Annotated in this window: 21 protein-coding genes and 1 tRNA gene; 17 read left to right on the forward strand and 5 right to left on the reverse strand. The window is 53.8% G+C overall.

What is annotated here, in order from left to right; translation table 11 throughout:
• Positions 1-119 precede the first annotated feature (119 nt).
• The 10 genes from IKB43_03145 (at position 120) to IKB43_03190 (ending at position 8,025) form a co-directional block, all read left to right on the forward strand.
• On the forward strand, positions 120-1,256 hold the full coding sequence (locus IKB43_03145; protein ID MBR2469139.1) for a fibrobacter succinogenes major paralogous domain-containing protein: 1,137 nt from the start codon (positions 120-122) through the stop codon (positions 1,254-1,256).
• A 9-nt stretch (positions 1,257-1,265) separates the two neighbouring features.
• Positions 1,266-1,640: a c-type cytochrome gene (locus tag IKB43_03150; GenBank protein ID MBR2469140.1), complete on the forward strand. Its 375-nt coding sequence runs from the start codon at positions 1,266-1,268 to the stop codon at positions 1,638-1,640.
• A gap of 12 nt (positions 1,641-1,652) precedes the next feature.
• On the forward strand, positions 1,653-2,180 hold the full coding sequence (locus IKB43_03155; protein ID MBR2469141.1) for a hypothetical protein: 528 nt from the start codon (positions 1,653-1,655) through the stop codon (positions 2,178-2,180).
• 11 nt (positions 2,181-2,191) lie between these two features.
• The gene (locus IKB43_03160) at positions 2,192-3,058 is read left to right on the forward strand and encodes a 4Fe-4S dicluster domain-containing protein (GenBank protein ID MBR2469142.1); all 867 of its coding nucleotides are present in this window, start codon (positions 2,192-2,194) and stop codon (positions 3,056-3,058) included.
• Entirely contained in the window at positions 3,058-4,734 is a 1,677-nt protein-coding gene (locus IKB43_03165; protein ID MBR2469143.1) for a c-type cytochrome, read from the forward strand. Before IKB43_03160 ends, IKB43_03165 begins: the two co-directional genes overlap by 1 nt.
• Positions 4,734-5,180 (forward strand): hypothetical protein, encoded by a 447-nt coding sequence (locus IKB43_03170; GenBank protein ID MBR2469144.1) that lies wholly within the window; start codon positions 4,734-4,736, stop codon positions 5,178-5,180. The genes IKB43_03165 and IKB43_03170 overlap by 1 nt, the downstream gene beginning before the upstream one ends.
• 106 nt (positions 5,181-5,286) lie before the next feature.
• Positions 5,287-5,359 (forward strand) — tRNA-Asn (locus IKB43_03175).
• Between the two features lie 107 nt (positions 5,360-5,466).
• Positions 5,467-6,522: a nucleotidyltransferase family protein gene (locus tag IKB43_03180; GenBank protein MBR2469145.1), complete on the forward strand. Its 1,056-nt coding sequence runs from the start codon at positions 5,467-5,469 to the stop codon at positions 6,520-6,522.
• Positions 6,519-7,595 carry a hypothetical protein gene (locus IKB43_03185; protein MBR2469146.1) on the forward strand — a complete coding sequence of 359 codons (1,077 nt, stop codon included), beginning with the start codon at positions 6,519-6,521 and terminating at the stop codon, positions 7,593-7,595. Before IKB43_03180 ends, IKB43_03185 begins: the two co-directional genes overlap by 4 nt.
• Positions 7,585-8,025, forward strand: coding sequence for a S24/S26 family peptidase (locus IKB43_03190; GenBank protein ID MBR2469147.1), 441 nt, complete (start codon positions 7,585-7,587; stop codon positions 8,023-8,025). Before IKB43_03185 ends, IKB43_03190 begins: the two co-directional genes overlap by 11 nt.
• Here IKB43_03190 and IKB43_03195 read toward each other — a convergent pair.
• On the reverse strand, positions 8,017-8,973 hold the full coding sequence (locus IKB43_03195) for a bifunctional oligoribonuclease/PAP phosphatase NrnA (protein MBR2469148.1): 957 nt from the start codon (positions 8,971-8,973) through the stop codon (positions 8,017-8,019). The two genes, IKB43_03190 and IKB43_03195, sit on opposite strands and share 9 nt — an antisense overlap.
• Positions 8,974-9,316: 343 nt before the next feature.
• Here IKB43_03195 and gdhA point away from each other — a divergent pair, with 343 nt between their 5' ends.
• The 4 genes from gdhA to IKB43_03215 all read left to right on the forward strand — a co-directional run bounded on the left by gdhA (position 9,317) and on the right by IKB43_03215 (position 13,045).
• Positions 9,317-10,666 carry an NADP-specific glutamate dehydrogenase gene (gene gdhA, locus IKB43_03200; GenBank protein MBR2469149.1) on the forward strand — a complete coding sequence of 450 codons (1,350 nt, stop codon included), beginning with the start codon at positions 9,317-9,319 and terminating at the stop codon, positions 10,664-10,666.
• A 194-nt stretch (positions 10,667-10,860) separates the two neighbouring features.
• Positions 10,861-11,295 (forward strand): deoxyuridine 5'-triphosphate nucleotidohydrolase, encoded by a 435-nt coding sequence (locus IKB43_03205; protein ID MBR2469150.1) that lies wholly within the window; start codon positions 10,861-10,863, stop codon positions 11,293-11,295.
• A gap of 3 nt (positions 11,296-11,298) precedes the next feature.
• On the forward strand, positions 11,299-11,973 hold the full coding sequence (locus IKB43_03210; protein ID MBR2469151.1) for a hypothetical protein: 675 nt from the start codon (positions 11,299-11,301) through the stop codon (positions 11,971-11,973).
• An 88-nt stretch (positions 11,974-12,061) separates the two neighbouring features.
• A complete protein-coding gene (locus IKB43_03215) occupies positions 12,062-13,045 on the forward strand; it encodes a diaminopimelate dehydrogenase (protein MBR2469152.1) in 984 nt (327 codons plus the stop codon).
• Positions 13,046-13,178: 133 nt separating this feature from the next.
• Here IKB43_03215 and IKB43_03220 read toward each other — a convergent pair whose 3' ends face one another.
• The 4 genes from IKB43_03220 to IKB43_03235 all read right to left on the reverse strand — a co-directional run bounded on the left by IKB43_03220 (position 13,179) and on the right by IKB43_03235 (position 17,463).
• On the reverse strand, positions 13,179-13,823 hold the full coding sequence (locus tag IKB43_03220; protein MBR2469153.1) for an N-formylglutamate amidohydrolase: 645 nt from the start codon (positions 13,821-13,823) through the stop codon (positions 13,179-13,181).
• A 137-nt stretch (positions 13,824-13,960) separates the two neighbouring features.
• Positions 13,961-15,190: a glutamate--cysteine ligase gene (locus IKB43_03225; GenBank protein ID MBR2469154.1), complete on the reverse strand. Its 1,230-nt coding sequence runs from the start codon at positions 15,188-15,190 to the stop codon at positions 13,961-13,963.
• Positions 15,191-15,258: 68 nt separating this feature from the next.
• The gene (locus tag IKB43_03230; protein ID MBR2469155.1) at positions 15,259-16,764 is read right to left on the reverse strand and encodes a RimK family protein; all 1,506 of its coding nucleotides are present in this window, start codon (positions 16,762-16,764) and stop codon (positions 15,259-15,261) included.
• 3 nt (positions 16,765-16,767) lie between these two features.
• On the reverse strand, positions 16,768-17,463 hold the full coding sequence (locus IKB43_03235; protein ID MBR2469156.1) for a peptidase-C39 like family protein: 696 nt from the start codon (positions 17,461-17,463) through the stop codon (positions 16,768-16,770).
• A 184-nt stretch (positions 17,464-17,647) separates the two neighbouring features.
• On the opposite strand from IKB43_03235, the gene pgi reads away from it, so the two are divergent.
• From pgi to IKB43_03250, 3 genes are all read left to right on the forward strand, one after another.
• Positions 17,648-19,312, forward strand: coding sequence for a glucose-6-phosphate isomerase (gene pgi, locus IKB43_03240; protein ID MBR2469157.1), 1,665 nt, complete (start codon positions 17,648-17,650; stop codon positions 19,310-19,312).
• Between the two features lie 104 nt (positions 19,313-19,416).
• Entirely contained in the window at positions 19,417-20,616 is a 1,200-nt protein-coding gene (locus tag IKB43_03245; GenBank protein MBR2469158.1) for a hypothetical protein, read from the forward strand.
• Positions 20,616-21,119, forward strand: coding sequence for a hypothetical protein (locus IKB43_03250; protein MBR2469159.1), 504 nt, complete (start codon positions 20,616-20,618; stop codon positions 21,117-21,119). The genes IKB43_03245 and IKB43_03250 overlap by 1 nt, the downstream gene beginning before the upstream one ends.
• Positions 21,120-21,452: the final 333 nt, after the last annotated feature.

Consider the following 21,452-nt stretch of genomic DNA (forward strand, 5'->3'; position numbering starts at 1 on the left):
CTCTACCAGGCTGAGCTACACCCCGTCGGTGCCCAAATATAGTAAAAGACGAAGATATATTTTTGTTTTTTTACCCGTTTTTTCGCTTTTTTAGCCAAAATTTGCGTATATTTCTGCATATGCAGAAGCGGGTTACTTTACACGGGATAGGGCCTATCGTTTTGACGGTGCTAGGCCTGTTCGCTGTTCTGTTGATCGGTTGCAGGACCGAAACCCAAAGTCAGCCCGCTCCCGTAGTGAAATCTTCCAGCTCCGTTCTTGTCCAGTCCTCTTCTAGCGAGGCAGAAACGATTGTCGATTCGGCAGTTGTGGATTCCGCGGTTTCGGACACGGCGTCTGCAGATACCGCTGTTGTCGATACGGCTACAAAAGAGATTAAGGCGGTAGTGGACACCCTGATCCAGTCCAGTTCCTCCGAAAGTTCCAGTTCTTCTGTCGCAGAAAGTTCTTCTGCAGAGGCGGAGTTGTCCAGTTCCTCTGAAACGCCTGTAGATTCAGTTCCGCAGGCAACTGTGGATTCTTCCGTTCAGGAGGTGGCCCTGGAAGAATCCCAGCCTGAAGTAACTCCCGATACCGCTACGGCAGATACGGTTATGCCCGAGGCCCCTAAGGATACATCCCTTTGTGCGGACGCTCCGGCCGCAGTACTTTGCGACAAGAGGGACGGCCAGATGTACAGGACCGTCCGTATCGGCAGCCAGGTCTGGATGGCTCAAAACTTGAATCATGCCGTTGAGAACAGCTGGTGCTATATGAACAGCCTTGAAAACTGCTCCAATTACGGCAGGCTCTACCAGTGGACTGCCGCCATGGCGTTAGACAAGGCCTATGGTCATTCCCTGGCAGGGGAACATCTTGGTGAAAGACACCAGGGGGTGTGTCCGGATGGCTGGTTTATCCCGAGCGACAAGGATATGGAAATTCTTGTCCACTATGTGGCGGAATCCAACAAGGCTGCAGGTCTTGCCTCCGAAGAGGTGGGGACGAGTATCCGTAAAGAGAGCGGTTGGGAAGAAAACGACGAGGAAATTCTGGGTACCAACCGCTACGGCTTTGGGGCGGTTCCTGCGGGTTACCGCGATGCCAACGGCTCATTTGCCTTCCTTGGCGAAGAGGCTGATTTCTGGGTGGCCGAAGAAGACCCCAACGGGACGCAGGCACCCCATTGGAACCTGTATTACGCCAACCAGAACTTTAGCGGCGAATACAGGAACCTGAAAACATTTGGTTTCTCGGTTCGCTGTATCAAGAAGTAAATGGTGTGTATGGGAAAAACTTTTAAGATTACGTTATCTGTTTTTGTGGTTCTTGCGACAGCATTGTTTGCCGTAGAAGTGTTTTCTTTGCCCAAGGTGACACCGGAACTCAAGGCTGGTGCCCAGGAATATTACAACAACGAATGTAAGGCCTGCCACCGCTGGGGCCGCAAGTTTGCCGCCCCTCCCATGAAGGAGAACGTGGCCCAGTACGCCGAAAAGCCCGAAGAAATGGTCAAGTACCTGATGCACCCCACTCCGAAACACCCGGACATTTGGCCTGCGATGGAAATAACGCCCCTTACCGAAGACCAGGCGAAGATGATGACGGCTTGGCTTTTATACATTTTGGACAATCCGGAGGATCCGGGCAGGCCTAAGTAACTGGGAGCGGGAATGAAATACCTGATGGCGGGATTGTTGGCACTTTTGTGCGGGTTCTTCCTGGCCGATTTCCTGTTCCGTCAGCAGGCTTCCGAAGTCAAGACTCCGGGAAACGTTCCCTTTGACCACGCCCTTCACGGGGATTCCATCGGGCTGGATTGTTCCCATTGTCATACGGGAGTGACTTACCAGGCTCACGCCTACCTGCCTTCCAAGACGGACTGCATGGACTGCCATAGGCTGCCCTTGACCGAGAATCCGGGAATTGAGAAACTGGATTCCGCCTTGAGCCGTGCTGAGGAATTCCCTTGGGTGCACAAGAGGGTCTTGCCCGAACACGTGGTGTTCCACCACGGGCTTCATTTTGCGGCAGGCGTGCAATGCAGCGACTGTCATGGCTCTACGGAAAAGATTCAAAAGAACCGCTACGGAGGGGAGCGCTTTACCATGCAGAGCTGCCTGGACTGCCATAGCGGAAAGACCTTCGAAGGCCGGGGTTTCAAGAAGGCTGCCATCCATTGCGGGGCGTGCCATCGTTAGGGTTTTGTTTTATGGATAGGCGTGAATTTATCAAGGCGTGTTCGGTGGTGGCTTTAATGCAGGTCCTGTGGGGCTGCCGTCGCTTGCCCGACCTTTCCGGGGCGAAAGTTCCAGAAATCGCCGAGTTCGAACGGGAGGTTCGTTTGGCCCTGTCCCGCGCCAAGGGGGCTTTTGACCTGGTCCAGGTCCCCATGCCAGGCGCTCTTGGTGTCCAGGGGGCTTCGCCGGTGAACCGTTTCGGCATGGCCATCGATTTGGACGCCTGCGACGGATGCGGCAAGTGCATTCTGGCCTGCATGCAAGAAAACAACATTCCCCTGAGTTCCAAGGGAGAGCGCGATGCCGGGCGGTTCATGCACTGGATCGAGATGCATGGCGGCGCCCCTGCCATGTGTTTCCACTGCGGTAACGCCCCTTGCGAAAAGGTCTGCCCTACGGGGGCGGCAAGCCACACTCCCGACGGACTCAGCACCATGATGTACAAGCGCTGCACCGGCTCCAGGTTCTGCGGGGCGAACTGTCCTGTGGGGGCCCGCAAGTTCAACTACGTGGATAACGTCAAGGAAGGTCTTGCCCGCAAGTTCAATCCCGAAGTTCCCTTGCGCTCCAAGGGCGTCATGGAAAAATGCTCCCTGTGCCTGCAGCGCCTGCAAGACCACAAGTACGCCCAGATGGCTGCAAGGCCCGGTGTGGAATGGCGGGGGAGTGGTCTCAAGACAGCCTGTAGCGAGGCCTGCCCCAAGAATGCCATTATCTTCGGGAACTGGCTGGACCAGGAATCCCCCCTGGTTCAAGAGGCCAAACACAGGAATCTTTACGTGCCTCGGGAAATAGCGAATCTCGATCCTTCCGTGGTGTACATGCGGGGGAGGCGCTAGTGTACAGGATTCTCGTGTACATAGGTGTTGCACTCTTGCTTCTGGGGGCTTTCGCCTTCGGGGTTTCCCTGTGGGAAGGCCCCACCGCATGGCATACCGACGCACGCACCTTCTGGGGCATTCCCATCTCACTATTTGTGCTGTGGATTGGACTTGCCCATGCGGGAACGCTGATTTCGGCCATATTCCTTGCGCTGGGTTATCCCCTCGGTCGCCGCACGTCTATGGTGGCGGAACTTTCCACCCTGTGTTCCCTGGCGGTGGCGGCGCTGTTCCCGTTGGTTCATCTGGGAATTATCGAAAACTTCTACATGGTTGTCCCGTTTCTCGATGCCCGCGGCAACTTTTCGAACCTGCGGTCGCCCCTGGTCTGGGATTTCTGCTGTATTTCTGTATATGGGCTTGTGTCTCTGTTGTTTTTTGCAACGCACCTTTTCAGCGAAAAGTTCCCGGACCTGAAAAAACTGATTCGCCCCATGGCTTGGCTGCTCTTTCCGCTGGTGCTGTGGGTGCACACCATCGTGAGCCTTGACTTTGCGGTGACCTTCGTGCCCCAGTGGCGCGGAGCGTTTTTCCCGCTTTACTTTATTGCGGGGGCTATCTATTCCGGCCTTGCCCTGGTCATTATCCTCCTTACGGCGGAGCACTGCCGCGTGCGTGTGCTGGAAAAATTCATGCTTGGCCTTTCTTGGTTCATGGCGGTTTTCTGGTTGTGGGAATTCCTGCTGAAAGGCACTTTCTCCTTCGAGGTGGTGTTCCTCGGGGCGGTGGTGCCGCAGCTGATGTGGCTCCGGGTTATCCGGGAAAATGCCTTCGGGCGGCTCCTGGTGGCATTCTCCGTCTTGGTTTCGCTGGGGCTTGAACGCTACATCCTGGTCACACCGTCGGAATACAATCCTGCGGACTATTTCAGCTGGACAGACCTTGGACTGGTTTCGTTCTCCTTGGGCCTGTTCACCACCTTGTTCTTTGTTTTCCGCGCCAAGTTCAGCTCCTTGCTGGAGGGCGAAGACGTGGTGATGGGAGAGATTGTCCTGCAGCAGGACGAGTCGGACAAGGAGTCGGAAAAGGTTTCCCTCCCTGAGAAAAATGACTTTCCCATTTTGCGGCTGCCCCTTTTGCTGGGTGTCCTTGTTACCCTGCTGTACGTGGTCTGGGCCGTTTCTGTAGAAAATACGAACCTTGCGCCCCTTTCGGTGGTGAACGTGGCTCCCTTGTGCTTGCCCCTGCTTGTGCTGGTGGCGAGCTTTACTTTGTGTGCAAGGCCCCTGTGGGGTATTTCTGGAAAACGGGTAAAGCTGGTTTGCGCGGTGCTTACTGGAATCCTGGGTTGCCTTGTAGGGGCATTCTGGGCCGGGGGCAGTTCAGATGTACCTTCTGGAGCCGTATCCGTGCAAGAAGTCGATTCGCCCAAGACGGTAGAATTCATCTGGTCGTCCAGGTGCGCCGGTTGCCACGGGCAAGACGGCAAGTTCAATGAAAAGTTCGTGCGGGAATTTTACCCGCTGCCCCAGAAGCTTACGCCCGTGCGGCTGGATACCTTGGGAGAGGACTCTCTCGTGAAGGTCATTCTGGATGGCCGGGTGAACATGAACCCCTATCGGGGCCGGGTCTCCGAAGACGAAGCGCGGGGGCTGGTCCGCTACAAGCGCCATTTGGCAGGGGAGGGTGAATAATGGATGCTATCCTGAACGCCCTGTGCTGCCTTATGGCTCTTGGAACCTCAATGTTCCTTTGGCGCCGTCCTGTCAGTATCTTCAAGGAGACGGGTATTCTTGCCCTTTTCTTGGTGGTCTTTGGCCTGTTCTCCTACCTCACGATGGACCTTGCTGAGCCTACCCTGGAATATATGCCTTTCCGGATGCTCGCCCTGTGTATCTGTTTTTCCACGACGTCCCTGACAAGCCACAAGACCCGCTACCTTGTGCTTTCCCAGGTCCTTTGGCTGTGGGTGGAATTCTTTGGCGGGCTTACCTTTGTGTATCATGGGCTTGACATGCCCTGGACCCGGATTGTCGCAATCGGTGCGGGCGCTTTTGGCGGGGCATTCCTTTCCCACATCAGTCGGGAAATGGAATTTTTGCTTATGGTCTATTGGATTGCCGTCTGGATGTTTTTCTAAAAAATTACCTGGGAATTGGTCTTTTTTTATAAAAAAGCCGAAATTTTTATAAAAATCCCTTGACAAGGCATTCGTTTTATCTATATTTGGGTGCGTCATTCGACGGTGCTTCATAGCTCAGTTGGTAGAGCCCGCGACTGTTAATCGCGTTGTCCTTGGTTCGAGTCCAAGTGAAGCAGCTTAAACGTCCCGATCTTACGGTCGGGGCGTTTTTTTTTATATATGTAATATGGTCAGTTTCCTTCGGAAAGCAGATTTATTTCTTTTTGAACTACTGAGACTAGGTTTGTACACCAATAACAAAGGCCTAGATTTTTCAACTGCATCTTCTTCCGAAATTTGGCTTGATGTTTATACTCTTGCAAAAAAACAATCAGTATTAGGTATTGCCTTTGCGGGTATCGAGAAACTCCCCAAGGAAAGCCGGCCGCCCATGCAGTTGCTTATGCGCTGGGCTACCGAGGTAGAGGCCATCCGTGGCATGAACGGCCTTATGAACAAGGAGGCGGCAAGGCTTACCCGTTTGTTTACGGATACCGGCCGCAAGAACGCCATCTTGAAGGGGCAGGCCAACGCCCGCCTCTATCCGGATCCGACTCTCCGCCAGGCGGGGGATATCGACATCTGGGTAGAAGGCGGTCGCGACAGCATCAACCAGTTGTTGGTCGATATGGGGATGATTGAAAAGTCGGCTCTGGAGTACGGCCGTTTGTGGCACCATGCCCACCTGGAGCGTACCACGGATGGCATCATGGCGGAGGTGCATTACAGGCCCGCTTCCGGAAACCCTTACAGAAGCCAAGAACTCCAGGATTTCTTGAACCGGGAAATTTTGAACGCCCAGATGGAGCCCGAAGGTTTTTACTCGCCCAGCATCAAGTTTGCCCTGGTGATGCAGCTTTCTCACCTTCAACAGCATTTCTACAGCGGCGGCCTGGGACTCCGGCAATATATCGACTATTACATTCTGCTGAAAAATTCTACAGCTGAGGTGCGCCGAGAAGTGTCGAGTGTGATGAAACGCTTGGGCATGGTGCACGCTTGCAGCGCGGTGATGTGGGTGTTGCAGCAGGTGCTTGGCCTGGAACGGGATTTGATGCTCTGCGCTCCTTGTGCCTGGCGGGGGAGGCGGCTGCTTCGCCTGGCCCTGGTGGGTGGAAACTTCGGAAAGTATCGGCAGAAACCCCGCAACGTTTTTGTCCGGTGGTTTAGGGACCGCAGGCAGGCCCTGAGTTGGCTGCCCTTTGACCCCATGAACGCCTTTTTCAAGGAACTGAAGTATTGGCGACACACCCTTTACCTGATGCCCTTGCGGGTGAAGCGCCGGAGGATCGGGCTATGAGCGAGACGCGCTATTACAAGGTGGCCGGTCACCTGTTCTCCGTGACGGTGGACGGGAATATCGCCGGAAATACGGATGGTTGTTTGTTGAATGGAACTGCCGCCGGTTCGCAGGGCGATTTCTACGCCAAGTGCATGGACAACTACGAACCGTTTGCGGAACCTTCGGAATGTCACCCCGGCCAGGGTGCCGGGGGCAATGTATTTTCTCTCTCCGTCATGCCGCCCGCCGCCTTCGACTATACCGAAGAAATCCGTCAAGAGGACGAGGGCCAGACCATCATCTGCGGGCACAGGTTGGCGGGGGAGTCGGTCTTTGAATTTCTGTTGCGGGATGTTTCTACGGGAACTTTGATTTGTTCCAATGGCTATCGGGAGGCCCGCCTGCTGATGGGCAGCGCGGCCCAGGACCTGCGACTGCAAAAATTCGCCCTGAACAACTCCTTGATGGTGCTCTACGCCTTGGCTACGGCTGGCCTGGGTACCGCCCTTTTCCATTCGGCGGTGGTCAGCTACAAGGGCATGGGCTACATGTTTTTGGGCAAGAGCGGCACTGGCAAGAGTACCCATGCAAGGCTCTGGCTCAAGCACATCGAAGGTTCTGAACTGATGAACGACGACAACCCGGTGGTGCGGTTCTTTGACGACGACGGGCCTGATGGCGCGCCCCGCGCCGTGGTTTACGGCTCCCCCTGGAGTGGAAAGACCCCTTGCTACAGGAACGTTCAGGCTCCCGTTGGCGGGATCGTGCTGCTTTCCCAGGCGCCTTACAACAAGATTGTCCGCCTGAAAGGTGTGCAGGCATACGCGGCCCTGGTCACCAGCATTTCGGGCAAGCGTTGGGATAAGTCCGTTGCCGACGGCCTGCACGCTACGGAAAACGCCCTGGCGAAAAACGTTCCCGTTTGGCATTTGGAATGCTTGCCCGACGAGGCTGCCGCAAAACTGTGCAACGAGAATGTTTCTGCACAGGATGTCATTCCGGGCGGCGACAATAACGTCATTCCGGGCCCCGACCCGGAATCTAGATGGCGGCTCAAGGCCGCCATGACGAAGGACGAACATGCCCACTGACGAACAAATCCTTTCCGAAGCCATCCGCCTGGTAGGCGAGGGCGTGCAGGTGACGCTTCCTGTAAACGGCAGGAGCATGTACCCCTTCATTATCGGGGGGCGTGAAAGCGTTGTGCTGGTGAAACCGCAGAAGCTTAGGGTGGGGCATGTGGTGCTGGCCCAGGTAGAAGGCGGCCGCCATGTGGTCCACCGCATCGTAGGCATTGACGGCGACCGCATTACCCTGATGGGGGACGGAAACCTCCAAGGTCGAGAACATTGCACTGTCGAGGGTGTGAAGGCCCTTGCCGTCCAGGTGGTGGGAGAAACTGGTAAAAAACGCCCGCTTTACGGCCCTTGTGGGAATGTGTGCGCTAAAATTTGGTATATGGCCCGCCCCGTTCGGCGATACCTGCTGAAGATTTATCGTGTCGCTAAAGGCTTAGATTAGCTGTTTTTCCACCAATTCGAGAATTTTCCGAATCGCGTCGTCCGGCGATAGGTCCGTATCTCCGCCGGCAGCCCGTGTATGCCCGCCTCCGCCGAATTCCTTGGCGATAGCGTTCACATCTACCACGTAGTTGCTCCTGAGGCTAATCTTGTACTTGCCGTTTACGGGATACAGGAACACCGCCACTTCGGTGCCGGAGACTTCACGCAGGGTGTCGATGACGTTGCTCAGGTCCACCGGCGTTACGTCGAATTCCTTCATCTTTTCGGGAGTCACATAGGCATGTACCACGCGGCCCTCCAGGGCGAGCTTGCAGTTCTGCAGCACGAACCCGGTCACCAGCGTCTGCTTGTAAGTGCGGGTGTAGTAGGTCTCGTTCACGATGCGGGCGAAATCGATTCCCTTGTCGATAAGGGTACCCACGATTTCCATGGTCCGCTTGCCCGTGTTGCTGAACTTGAATGCTCCCGTGTCGTGGACGATTCCAAGATAGAGGCATTCTGCGGTGCGCTTGCTGATTTTGCTCGGGTCCAGCTGTTCAAAAAGCACTTGACTGGCGGAACTGGCACTTGGCTCCACGATGTTCAGGCTGCAGAGATTTTTCGGGTTGCTGATGTGGTGGTCGATGTTGCAGGTTTTCTTGGCGCTTTGTAGGCATGCCACTCCGCCTGCACCCACACGCTCAAAGGAGGGGGTGTCCATGAGCACGGCCGCGTCAAAGGGTTCGCTTCCGTCGGAGCTTTCGAAAAGCGGGAGCGCCTTGTCGGCACCGTTCAAAATCCTGTAGCTTTCCGGGAATTTTTCCAGATAGACCTGGACCTTGATATTCGGGAAATTGTCCAGGATGTAGTTGTACAGGGCCAGGGTAGAGCCGACGCAGTCACCGTCGGGCCGGACGTGGCCGAAGATGGCCAGGGTGTTTGTGTTTTTCAAAAAATCGTCAAGCATAAAAGTCATAGGAGATTCCCGCCCAAGGCGGGAATGACAGGTTTGTGTTTACCAAATAATAGCATTTGTGGGGTGTCAGGCGTGTCAATTGCCGCGTTGGTTTGTAAATTTTTATAAACTTTTGGGGCGACGTAGCTGCAACTTACTAAAATGTAAGTTTTGCGTTTGTTATGCCGTGAAATTTGACGAAAATTCAAACTTTTTAAAACTGACAAAAAAATAACTTACAAAAATGTAAGTTTTTGAAGATTTTTGCCCGTTTTTCACTATTTGTCATGCCCCTTTGCTATCTTTAAACCCGTTAAAAACTTTAACAATCTAAACTCTCAACGGAGATATAAAAATGGCAATCAAGAATGCTTACCTTCAGAAGGTTTATGAAAAGGTCGTCGCCCGTGATCCGGACCAGGCCCTCTTCCACCAGGCTGTCCGCGAATTCCTCGAATCCCTCGACCCCGTCCTCGAACAGGACAAGTCCTGGGAAACCAACGGCGTGATCGACCGCCTCGTCGAACCGGAACGCGTGATTACTTTCCGCGTACCTTGGCTCGATGACAAGGGTAACGTTCAGGTGAACCGTGGCTACCGCGTGCAGTTCAACTCCGCTATCGGTCCTTACAAGGGCGGTATCCGTCTCCGTAACGAAGTGACTCTCTCCATGCTCAAGTTCCTCGGCTTCGAACAGATCTTCAAGAACAGCCTCACCACGCTCCCCATGGGCGGCGGCAAGGGTGGTTCCGACTTCGATCCTAAGGGCAAGAGCGACAACGAAGTGATGCGTTTCTGCCAGTCCTTCATGACTGAACTCTGCAAGCACATCGGTGCTGACACGGACGTGCCGGCTGGTGACCAGGGTACTGGCGCTCGCGAAATCGGTTACATGTTCGGTCAGTACAAGCGCATTCGCAACGAATGGGTTGGCGTTCTCACTGGTAAGGGCCTCTCCTACGGTGGTTCTCTCGCTCGTACCGAAGCAACGGGTTACGGCCTCTGCTACTTCACTCGCGAAATGCTCGCTGACCTCGCCAACGACTCCTTCAAGGGCAAGACTGTCGTGATTTCCGGTTCCGGTAACGTTGCTCAGTTCGCCTGCCAGAAGGCTACTCAGCTCGGTGCTAAGGTTGTGACCGTTTCTGACTCTAACGGCTACATCTACGACCCGAACGGCATCAACCTCGACGTCGTTCTCGACCTCAAGAACGTGAAGCGCGCCCGCATTAGCGAATACGCTAAGCTCGTTCCGGGTTCTGAATACCACGAAGGTTCTAAGGGCGTTTGGACGGTCAAGTGCGACATCGCTCTTCCGTGCGCAACTCAGAACGAACTCGACCTCGAAGGTGCCAAGGCCCTTATCGCTAACGGCGTGAAGGCTGTTGCTGAAGGTGCTAACATGCCGTCTACTCCGGAAGCTATCGAAGCCTTCCAGAAGGCTGGCGTTCTCTTTGGACCTGCCAAGGCTGCAAACGCTGGTGGCGTTGCTACCTCTGGCCTCGAAATGTCTCAGAACTCCGAACGTCTCTCCTGGACCTTCGAAGAAGTCGACGCTAAGCTCGAAGGCATCATGAAGAGCATCTACAAGGCTGCTTCCTCTGCCGCTGTCAAGTACGGCCAGAAGGGCAACCTCGTGATGGGTGCAAACATCGCCGGCTTCCTCAAGGTTGCCGATGCCATGAAGTGGCAGGGTGCGGTGTAATATGACCGCTCGAGCTAGAATCTGTACAACAAGTACAGGGCTGGCCCTCGCTCTCGCAAAGGACGACCAGTTAATACTGGTCGCCCTTTTTTGCTCACGGATACGACACGAAGATTGTCATCCCCGCGAAGGCGGGGATCTCCTTTTCGAAAGGCCTCCGTTTTAAAGCCGGGGGCTTTTTTTATATTTAGCGCATGACCACGAAGACCATCAAGATTCAATATCTCGACGATTCTATCACGCGCCTCACGTATGTGGGCGGCAAGTCCGACTGGATTGACCTTGCGGCGGCGGAGACCGTGACGCTCAAGGCGGGGGAGTTCCGCTTGATTCACCTGGGTGTCGCGATGAAGTTGCCCGAGGGGTTCGAGGCGCATATCGCCCCGCGCAGTTCCACGTTCAAGAACTTCGGCATTCTGCAGGCGAATTCGGTGGGCGTGGTGGATTCCAGCTACTGCGGTGCGAACGACTGGTGGAAAATGCCCGTCTATGCCACTCGCGACGTGACCATCGAAAAGGGGAGCCGCATCGCGCAGTTCCGCATCATGGAACAACAGCCCACGCTTACTTTTGAGGAAGGCCCGCTTGACGGCGCCGACCGCGGCGGGTTCGGCAGCACGGGAATTTGATAAATGAAAATAAACAATTTCTTACTTGTGTTACTTGCAGGCCTAGAATTAATGACCGCTTGCACAGACTCATCCTCCAGTTTCGATGCATCTGAAGTATGTCCAGAAAGCGGGCGTGGAACATTCCAAGATGTTCGAGATGGTCAAGTGTATAAATACATCACCATTGGCGATAGAGTGTGGATGGACCAAAACCTGAATTACCCAGCGGAAACTAGCACTTGCTATGATGAACAGCAAAGCAATTGTGATATTTATGGAAGGTTGTATTCCGTACAATACATGAACACCAAACAAAAAAACTATGGGACGTTTAATCCAGATATCATTGATTCCATTTGCCCCAATGGATGGCGCGTTCCCACCTTGGCTGAATGGAATGAAATCGTTGATCAAATGGATGGTCTGAAGCATTTTATGAATAGTGAATGCATGGATGTTTCTTTATATAGCGGAATGGCTTTTGTTAAAGAAAATCCAAGTACAGGCGAGCCCATAGGGTACATTTTTTACGATTTGGGAAGATATAGACAATGGATTACTTCAACATACGATTTGTATGGAAGTATGAAGTTGTTTGATGTAGATTTAACCAACAAAGAAGAAAAAAATACTATATCCACATCCAATGGTTATTATTCTCTTCGCTGTATAAAAAAAGAAGATTGGGAATTGTAATTTACATGAATTTCTTTCGTCTTTCGTCTATCGTCTTTCGTCTAATTCCTATATTTTCTACGCAAAAATTTTTAACAAGGATATTGTTATGGCAAAGATTGCTATTCTCGGTTACGGTAACCTGGGTCGCGGTGTGGAATGCGCCGTGAAGCAGGCTCCGGATATGGAACTCGTCGCCGTTTTCACGCGTCGTGACCCCGCTACGGTCAAGATTCAGACGGCTGGCGTTCCGGTGTTGAACGTTTCTGAAATGGAAGCCTGGAAAGGCAAGGTGGACCTGCTCATCATCTGTGGCGGCTCCGCGACCGACCTGCCGGTGCTCACCCCGAAGTACGCCTCAATGTTTAACGTGATCGATTCCTTCGACACCCACGCCAAGATTCCGCAGCACTTCGCCGCCGTTGACGCTGCCGCCAAGTCTGCAGGCAACATCGCGATGATTTCTGTGGGTTGGGACCCGGGCATGTTCAGCCTGAACCGCGTGTATGCCCAGTCCATCCTTCCGGAAGGCAAGGACTACACGTTCTGGGGCAAGGGCGTTAGCCAGGGTCACAGCGACGCTGTCCGCCGCATCAAGGGCGTGAAGAACGCGAAGCAGTACACCTGCCCGGTGGAAGCGGCTCTCGAAGCCGTGCGTAGCGGTTCCATGCCGGAACTCACCACCCGCCAGAAGCACACGCGCCTGGTTTACGTGGTGGCCGAAGAAGGTGCCGACAAGGCCTACATCGAAAACGCCATCAAGACGATGCCGAACTACTTCGACGAATACGACACCACGGTGAACTTCATCAGCGAAGAAGAATTCAACAAGAACCACAGCGGGCTCGCTCACGGCGGTTTCGTGATTCGTACCGGCAAGACCGGCATGAACTTGGAACACACCCACGTGATCGAATACAGCCTGAAGCTCGATTCCAACCCGGAATTCACGACGAGCGTTCTCGTGGCCTATGCCCGCGCAGCGCTGCGTATGAAGGCTAACGGCCAGGTCGGTTGCAAGACCGTTCTCGACGTGCCGCCTGCATACCTCAGCACGCTGAGTGATGAAGAACTGAGAGCGCATTGCTTGTAATTTAAGCGTCATTCTGAACGAGGGCGTAGCCCGAAGTGAAGAATCCAGTTCCGCATTTAAATGAAAATTGCCTCGGATGAAATAATCCGAGGCTTTTTCGTTGGGTGTCATGCCCGATTTAGTCGGGCATCGCCTATAGGAAAAATTTCTGATTGATCTCAATCTCGATTCCCACGTATCGCGGGCCGAATTTCTTGCGGAGAGTTGTGGTAAGTCCGTCGGTGGTGCCCTTGTACGGGTAATTGAAGCGGACTTTCATGGCGGGGTAGAGCCGCTTGATTTCTGCCTTGATGACGTTTGCGTAGGCCCGTTCCTGTGGACGTGCGGGGTCGTAGAGAATCCCGATGTCGGTGTTGCGGACTTTGCCGTTTAGTTCCGGTGTAAAGCTGTGGATGCCTAGGTGGATGATTGTTGGCGCGGATTTTGCGGCTCGCGTTTTTGGCTTAAGCGCGGAATCAACGAATTTTTCGATGGCGGCGCGGTATTCGTTCCAGTATTTTGTGGCGGATTCTTTTGCATTTTCGTTGTTGCGCAAGTAATCGCTGAATGCGCTCTTGTTGGTGATGGTGCGGTTCAGGTCCACGAACAGGCGAGAGAACTTTCCTTCACAAAAGAATTCCGGCTTGGCGAACTTCACCAGCTTGCGGAATACCTGTACGGCCCCGATGTCGTAGGCGCGGTGGGTCTTTAGAACCTCGGCAGGAACGGCTTTCTTGAACGCGGCGGGCAATTTGTTGCTGGCATGTTCGCAGGTGAGGATGAGTATTGCTTTAGCCATGTTTTAAATATAAAAGGATTGTTTTGTTGATGTCTTCCCCGACTTGGTCGGGGACCTCCTTTTGCTTGATAAATTGAAAGGAGATGCCCGCCAGTTTATCCCGGACATGTTCCGGGACGGGCATGACAAGTTTGGAACTATTCCCCTGTTCCGTATAGCTTGTTCTCTGCGAGGCAGTGGGCGAGGCGGCCGTATTCATACACGAAATCGTCCCGGTCGGGGTCGGCTCCGACGTTCTTCACCAGGGCGCTGGCAAGGGTTCCGCGCTTGAACATCTTTTGAAGCAGTTCCTGAGAATGCTGGGAAATTTTGTCCTTTACCTTCTCGGTGATTTTAACAATCAAGTCCTGGGCTGCGATTTCGCTGGCATTGATTCCCCAGATTTTCAGGTAATCTTGATCATTTATCACTGTTTTTTCGGCGGAATGTGTGGTGGCGAGCAGGATTTTTGCGAGGGCGTCGGTGTCAAGTGCTCGAATTTGCGACTCATTCGCAAATCTACCTTCCACAAGACCTTTCAACACGGCGACTTCCCATTCGGCAATGGCAATGTCGGCATCGGGGCATTCCTGGATGTCAACGAGTCGAATTTCAACAGCCCCGCGGTCAAATCGGGCGATGGCCCCGCGGCTATTCAAGAAGAAATGATTCAGCAAATGTTCCGGATCGTAAGGAGCAATGTCGGTTTTTACGCGGTTGAAAATCTGCTCTTCGTAATCCTTGTAGGTAAAGACCGCTTCGGGAATCACCTTGCCCGTGATGCTCGGGATTTTCTCCTGGTTGTGGCGGTAAGTTTCGATTCGTCCGTCCAAGAATCCGCAGTACTTGCTGTCCAAAAACGGGCTAGAGGCAGCGATGGCGGGAATCAGCGGCAACAGCGCACGAATGGCTGCGTGCAACTTTCCGAATTCTTCGTCGCCGTTAAAAGATAAATTGATATGGGTGGATTGCAGGTTTGCCCAGCCGTGCCCCTTGCAGTTAAAGATGCGGTCGTAGGTCTCGTAAATGTCCAGGCAATCGTAGGGCCAGAGCTTCATCTCGGCGGGGTCCATAAAGGGGTGGGCCGCCGTGGGCAAGAGCATCGCGTTAATGCTTTTGAGCGATTCGTTCGCTTTCAGAATTTCGTGATGAAAGGTCTTGCCCAAGTGCTTGAGGCTGTCGACAGGCTGTGCGCACTTGAATTCCAGCACATGGCTCACCAACTCGTTGGAAAGCCCAATCGGTCCGTGCTCCACGTCAGAGAGCTGCTGGCCGTTCTTGTCTTTTCCAAGGGGTACATCGGCGCGGGGGAGAACGTTCAAGGAATCACGATCCACGATCATGTATTCCATCTCGATGCCGTATCGTTGCCACAATTTATAATTCATATAATAACCTCAAAGCACCGTAGGTGCGTGCTCATACCTCAAAGGCACGAAGTGCCGACCTCATACCTCTAAAACCATTCCTTCTCGTGCATTTGCAGTTTGTGTTGTGCTGCGTTCATGCGTTCTTCGATGCGGTGGCGCAAAGACCTCATGATGGCTAGGTAAACCTTGCTCTTGCCCACGCCATCTTCGATGCCCGCGTCGATACTCGGGTTGTCGTTCACTTCGATTACAATCGGGTGTCCGTGCCATTCCTTCAAATCTACGCCGTAAAGGCCGTTGCCGATGAGGCTGCAAATCTTGAGGGCGGTTTTTACGATTCCGTGAGGCACCATCTCGATGGGGATGCTTTCGCACTTGCCCGAGAAGGATTCGCTCTTCTTGTCATCGCTTTCCCAGTTGTAGATTTGCCAGTGGCCCTTGGCCATGTGGTACTTGCATGCGTAAAGCGGTTTGCCGTCCAGCACGCCAACGCGCCAGTCGAATTCCGTCGGCGTAAATTCCTGGGCAATTAGCAGGTCGCTGTGCTCAAACATCTCGTCGAGAATCTGTTCCAGTTCTTCTTTGTTGGTCACTTTCTTCACGCCCATAGAGAAACTGGAATCCGGCGATTTGATGACCATGGGGAACCCGATTTCTTTGGCCAGGGTGTGGCGGTTTTCGGCGTGGGCGATAATCGTCTTCGGCGAATGAATCTTGGCCGCCTGCATCAGTTCCTGCAGGTACACTTTGTTGGAACAGCGCAGAATGCTGTCGGGGTCGTCAATCACTGCAATGCCTTGCGACTGGGCACGGCGGGCGAAACTGTAGGTGTAGTGGTTCACGTTGGTGGTTTCGCGGATAAAAATAGCGTCGAATTCGCCTACGCGCGGGTAGTCCTTCTTAGTAATCATCTCCACGCGGAATCCCGTTTCTTCGGCAGCCTTGATGAAGTTCTGGATCGCCTGCGCATTGCTCGGCGGCTCGACTTCATCTGGGTTCGTGAGAATGCCCAAGTCATAGAGGTAGTCCTCTTCTTTACTGGTGGCGTAGCGGGTTTTCTCGAAGTATTCCTGTGCGAATTTATCGACAAATTCCATGTGGGATTCGGGAATTTCATCCACGCAAATGGGGCGGATGCTCTGGATAAACCACTTTTGCTTAAATACGAATTTCGCGCGAAGGAGCGGTGCCTGGAACAGGCGGTAAAGTTCCTGGGAAAGTTCCAGGTATTGGGGACTCACGTTCTGCCCGAAGTATATCGAGAGCACGAATTCCGTGCCGGTCAACTTGTGGAAACTCTTTTGAATCAGCTTGTCGATTTCGTCGGAGATATGCTTGATGACCGCCGGTGCCTTGAAGTCCCGCATGTTCTTGACGCCTGGAATCACCTTGTGCCCGCGGGCTTCGGCCAATAGCGACACGTAATAGCCCTTGCTTTGGTAGTTGTAATCGCGGCAAAGGTTGAATACGCGCAGGTTGCGCTCGTTGGTGTACTTGCTGGAAATCAGGTAATCCTGTGCCGAAATGATGTCTATGCCCGGAACGTGTAATTTCCAATGCTTGGGGTTGTTTACTACTATAAGTTTCTTCATGATTTACTTTTTTTCTATAACCAAAACATTCCCGTCGTAGGTCATGACGCCCAGCAAAATGCTGTGGAGCAGACGGAACTTGTCCACCTTGTAGTAGGGCGTCTTGTGGAGCGGATTGGTACCGTCGGGGTCGGCCACCATGAATTGTTTCTTGTTGTCGATTCCGTAAACTACGACGAAGTGCCCCATGGGCTCGCCGTGGATGTCGTCGAATACGGACTTGTCGTCTTTGCCGGTGAATTCCCGCATGCTGCGGTACAGGTAGGTGGCCGAAAGCCCACACAGGACGGGAACTCCTTTCTTGAAGTATTTTTCGAACATGGCTGCCCGCAAGTCCTCGAATGCAACCTTCCCGCCCAGGTCGATAAAGCGGATGTAGGCCTCGATTGCCTTGCGGAGCTTGGGGGCGTGCTTTGCCTTGTGCAAAAGCTCCAGCTTTGCCTTCAGTTCGGGCATGCTAAGGGTGCTCCAGGTGGGGTCCAGGAGTGTCAGGTTGAAGGAATGTAACGTGACCTTGAACCCGCGCTTCAGGGCGTCGATGCCGAGGAACACGCCCAGTGTTCCGCCGTCTTCCAAAAATTCAATTTCGGAGATGAGCTGCTTCAGGGAAATCTTGTAGCCTAGGTGGTTATAGACCGCTTGTAGGCTGGTGGGCCCGCAGGTAACGTCGTCGGGCTGCTGCAATATTTTTATATCCATCGTTTTGCCTTTATAAAAGCTTGCCGGTTGCCCGGTGCTCGTCTGGCGGCTGTCGGGAAGTTTTCCCGGGTCGTCGATGGCGTGCTGTAAAGATACCAATTTTTAATCAGTTTTGGCATTTTTTTTTCATTTTTCTATATTTACCCCCGCAACAAATAACCGCGCTTGCGGAAAGGATTAATCTATGTCGAAACTGACTGATTCTCAGGAATGGAAGGCCCTCGAGGCCCACGCCGAAGTCGCAAAGACTTGGCACATGAAGGAACTCTTCGCTAAGGACCCGGCCCGCGCCGAGAAGTTCAGCCTGGAGGCCTGCGGACTTTTCCTGGACTACTCCAAGAACATCATCACCGACGAGACCATGGCTAAGCTCCAGGACCTGCTCAAGTCTGCCAATTTCGAAGACATGCGTGCGAAGTTCTTCGGTGGCGAAAAGATTAACACCACCGAAAAACGCGCCGTGCTCCACACCGCGCTCCGCTACAAGGGCAAAGATCCGATTTGCGTCGACGGCAAGGACGTGATGCCCGAAGTCCGCGCCGTGCTCAAGCACATGGAAGACTTCACCCACCTCGTCCGCAGCGGCAAGTGGAAAGGCCACACCGGCAAGTCCATCAAGTACGTGGTGAACATCGGTATCGGCGGTTCCGACCTCGGTCCGGTGATGGTCACTGAAGCCCTGAAGCCGTATGCCGACAAGCCGATTGCCGGCGAATACTCCCCGGAAGTCTACTTCGTTTCTAACATCGACGGCACCCACATGGCCGAGACCCTCAAGAAGGTGAACATCGAAGAGACCCTCTTCATTGTCGCTTCCAAGACCTTCACGACTCTTGAGACCATGACCAACGCCGAAACCGCAAAGGCCGCTGTGCTCAAGGCTTTCAATGGCGACGAGAAGTCTATCGCCAAGCACTTCGTGGCGCTCTCCACCAACACCGAAGCCGTGTCTGCATTCGGTATTGACACCGCCAACATGTTCGAATTCTGGAACTGGGTCGGCGGCCGCTACTCCCTGTGGTCTGCCATCGGCCTCTCCATCGCGCTCCGTATCGGTTTCGAGAACTACATGAAGCTCCACCAGGGCGCCTACGAGATGGATCAGCACTTCAAGACCGCCCCGGCCGACAAGAACATGCCGGTGATCCTCGCCCTCATCGGCGTGTGGTACAACAACTTCTTCGGTGCATCCAGCTATGCCATGCTCCCGTACGACCAGTACCTGCACCGCCTGGCCGCCTACTTCCAGCAGGCCGACATGGAATCCAACGGCAAGACCGTCGATCGCAACTCTGCCCGTGTCGATTACCAGACTGGTCCGATCCTCTGGGGCGAACCGGGCACCAACGGCCAGCACGCCTTCTACCAGCTCATTCACCAGGGCACTAAGATGATTCCGTGCGACTTCATCGCCCCGGCGAACAGCCACAACAAGGTCGGCGACCATCACCAGAAGCTGCTCAGCAACTTCTTTGCACAGCCCGAAGCCTTGATGAACGGCAAGACCCTCGCCCAGGCTCAGGAAGAACTCCGCAAGGACGGCAAGAGCGAAGAAGAAATCGCATTCCTCGCTCCACACAAGGTGTTCGAAGGCAACAAGCCCACCAACTCCATCATGATGGACTACGTTTCTCCGGAAACGCTGGGCGCTCTCATCGCCATGTATGAACACAAAATCTTTGTGCAGGGCGTTATCTGGAACATCAACAGCTACGACCAGTGGGGTGTTGAACTCGGCAAGCAGCTCGCGAAGAAGATCCTTCCGGAACTTGCCAAGGCCGATGCCGAACTCAACCACGACAGCTCTACCAACGGGCTCATCAAATGGTTCAAGAAGCACCAGGCTTAAAATTTTTCTGGAGCGGAGCCACAGGCTAAGCGATAGAATCCATACTAGAATAAAAACCGCATCCGCAATGGTGCGGTTTTCTTTGTTTTTTATATCTTTTGCGTATGCGGTTTATAAAAGCTTTATCGTGCCTTTTGTTCTTTGCAAGCTTTGCCTTGGCCGACGCTATCCCCGCGAGCGCTCTTGCGACAGGCGGCGCCGTGACCCGCGACCAGCAGCTGCGCGAAATCCGCGACATCATGCGTGGTGGCCGTGGCGGCTATATCGACCTGGGTTTCAACTATCTGCCCTTCAGGACCCAGACTCCGCTGGAAAGCCCCTACGGCGAGCACGAGGGCTATGCCTTCAAGCACCATTTTGCTGGCTTTGGCAGTGGCGAAGTGACAAAGAACAATCACCTGGGTTTCTTGCTCTGGTTCGAACGTTCCGGTTGGGATGGCGAGGACTTTTTCTTCTGGCCCATGTACAATGACTTTTCCATTGCCCGTTCCGTGACCACCTGGGGCCTTACCTACACCCAGTCGGCCATGAATTTTACCATGGCGGGTGGTATGCAGCATCAGAACGTGGAATATGTGGGGGATGTTTATCCTCACGAGAACGATTCCCTGCTTTATTCTTGGGGACTTGTCCGTTGGGGCCGCACAAGCGTTCAGGCGAATTATCACAAGGCACACTGGCAGTCCGTAAGGATTTCCATGGACCTGGAATCCAGGGCCATTTATGGCGGTAGGGGGCGTGGCCCCCTGACTTACCTGCCCAATATCGACGTGACTATTTATAACGGTAAGGGCGACGACGATTCCGTCCGTGTTTTCTGGGAGCAGAACCTGTTTGCCCAGGTGCTCTACGGCGAGGTGTCCTTCGATTTCCCCCGCAAGGAATTCCATTCGGCGGCCCTGAAGTATTACCCGGATCCCTCCCGCATGGTGGCCATCGAGGCGACCTGCCTGCGCCGTAACGTGCGGCATGGCGCCAAGGACCTGCTCTGGGGCGGCGGTATCGAACTGCCCTTTGTGCGGTTCGCCTATAACTCCAGCTATGACTACGAGACATTCTTCCATGCCAAGGGAACGTTCCTGGTGGAATTCCAGTTCAACTTGGCTACCATTGACGGACTGTTGTTCGCCCGGGGCGGGACACGCTCTGCCCCCATGGAGACCCTGAACATCGAAAGGAAGAAAAATTTCGAGAGCAAGGACAGCAAGGGCCTCGACCTGATGGGTGGCGCAAAGAGCGAACCCAAGACAATAGAAGCCAAGGGTATCCGTTACGAAAAGTCCGGCAGCGAAGGAGGCAAGTGATGAAGTCTAAAACTTTGCGATTGTCGCTGATGGCCGAAGTCTTGGCCTGCTGCTTTGTTCTGTCCGGCTGTATCAGCCATTGGTTCGAGGATTCTACTACCCGCCTGCAGATTGAAAATAGGACCGGAGCAGACATAATCGAAATCGATATTGTCTCCGAAGATGAACGGACCGTCCGCCCCTGGATTCAGGATACCATCAAGGACAGTTCGGTGAGCCGTGTCTATGAAGAGGACTGGGTTGGGGATTTCAAGGGACGGATACTTTATACGAATTTCGTGTATCCGTGTTCATGTGGATTGACAAGGGCCGTTGTCTCTAAATCGGGTGAATCGGTCGCCTCCGATTCGTTCACGACTTGGCCTGAGCCCACTGAGAAGAACTGTACCTGCGCGGATTCCCGTGTCGAAAAGGGATGGTTCGACATAAGCCTTTCCGGTGGCAGCCTGTATCTTGTGTTCACGCGTAACCCCGACGGAACCCTCCATTTCGAATCGCGGTAGATTTCCCGCTGTCACCCCGGGCTTGCCTGCCCTGAGTGCAATCGAAGGGTCCCGGGGTCATCCTCGCTTCCTTTCTCGTCATCCTCGCGCAGGCGAGGATCCGCTTGCAGCCACCCCTGCCACCCTGGGCTTGCCTGCCCTGAGTGCAATCGAAGGGTCCCGGGGCCACACGAACCAACTCCTTCGTCATGGCGGCCGGAGCCTGCCATGAGCTTGTCGAATGGGTGAACATGACGAGAATATTTTTTAATTCCACATTTCATTTCCTAATCCCTAACCACCAACCACCAACCACTAACCACTAATCATTATCTTCTGCCCACTTCCTACATT

It is taken from the genome of Fibrobacter sp., from assembly GCA_017503015.1.
Taxonomy (GTDB): domain Bacteria; phylum Fibrobacterota; class Fibrobacteria; order Fibrobacterales; family Fibrobacteraceae; genus Fibrobacter.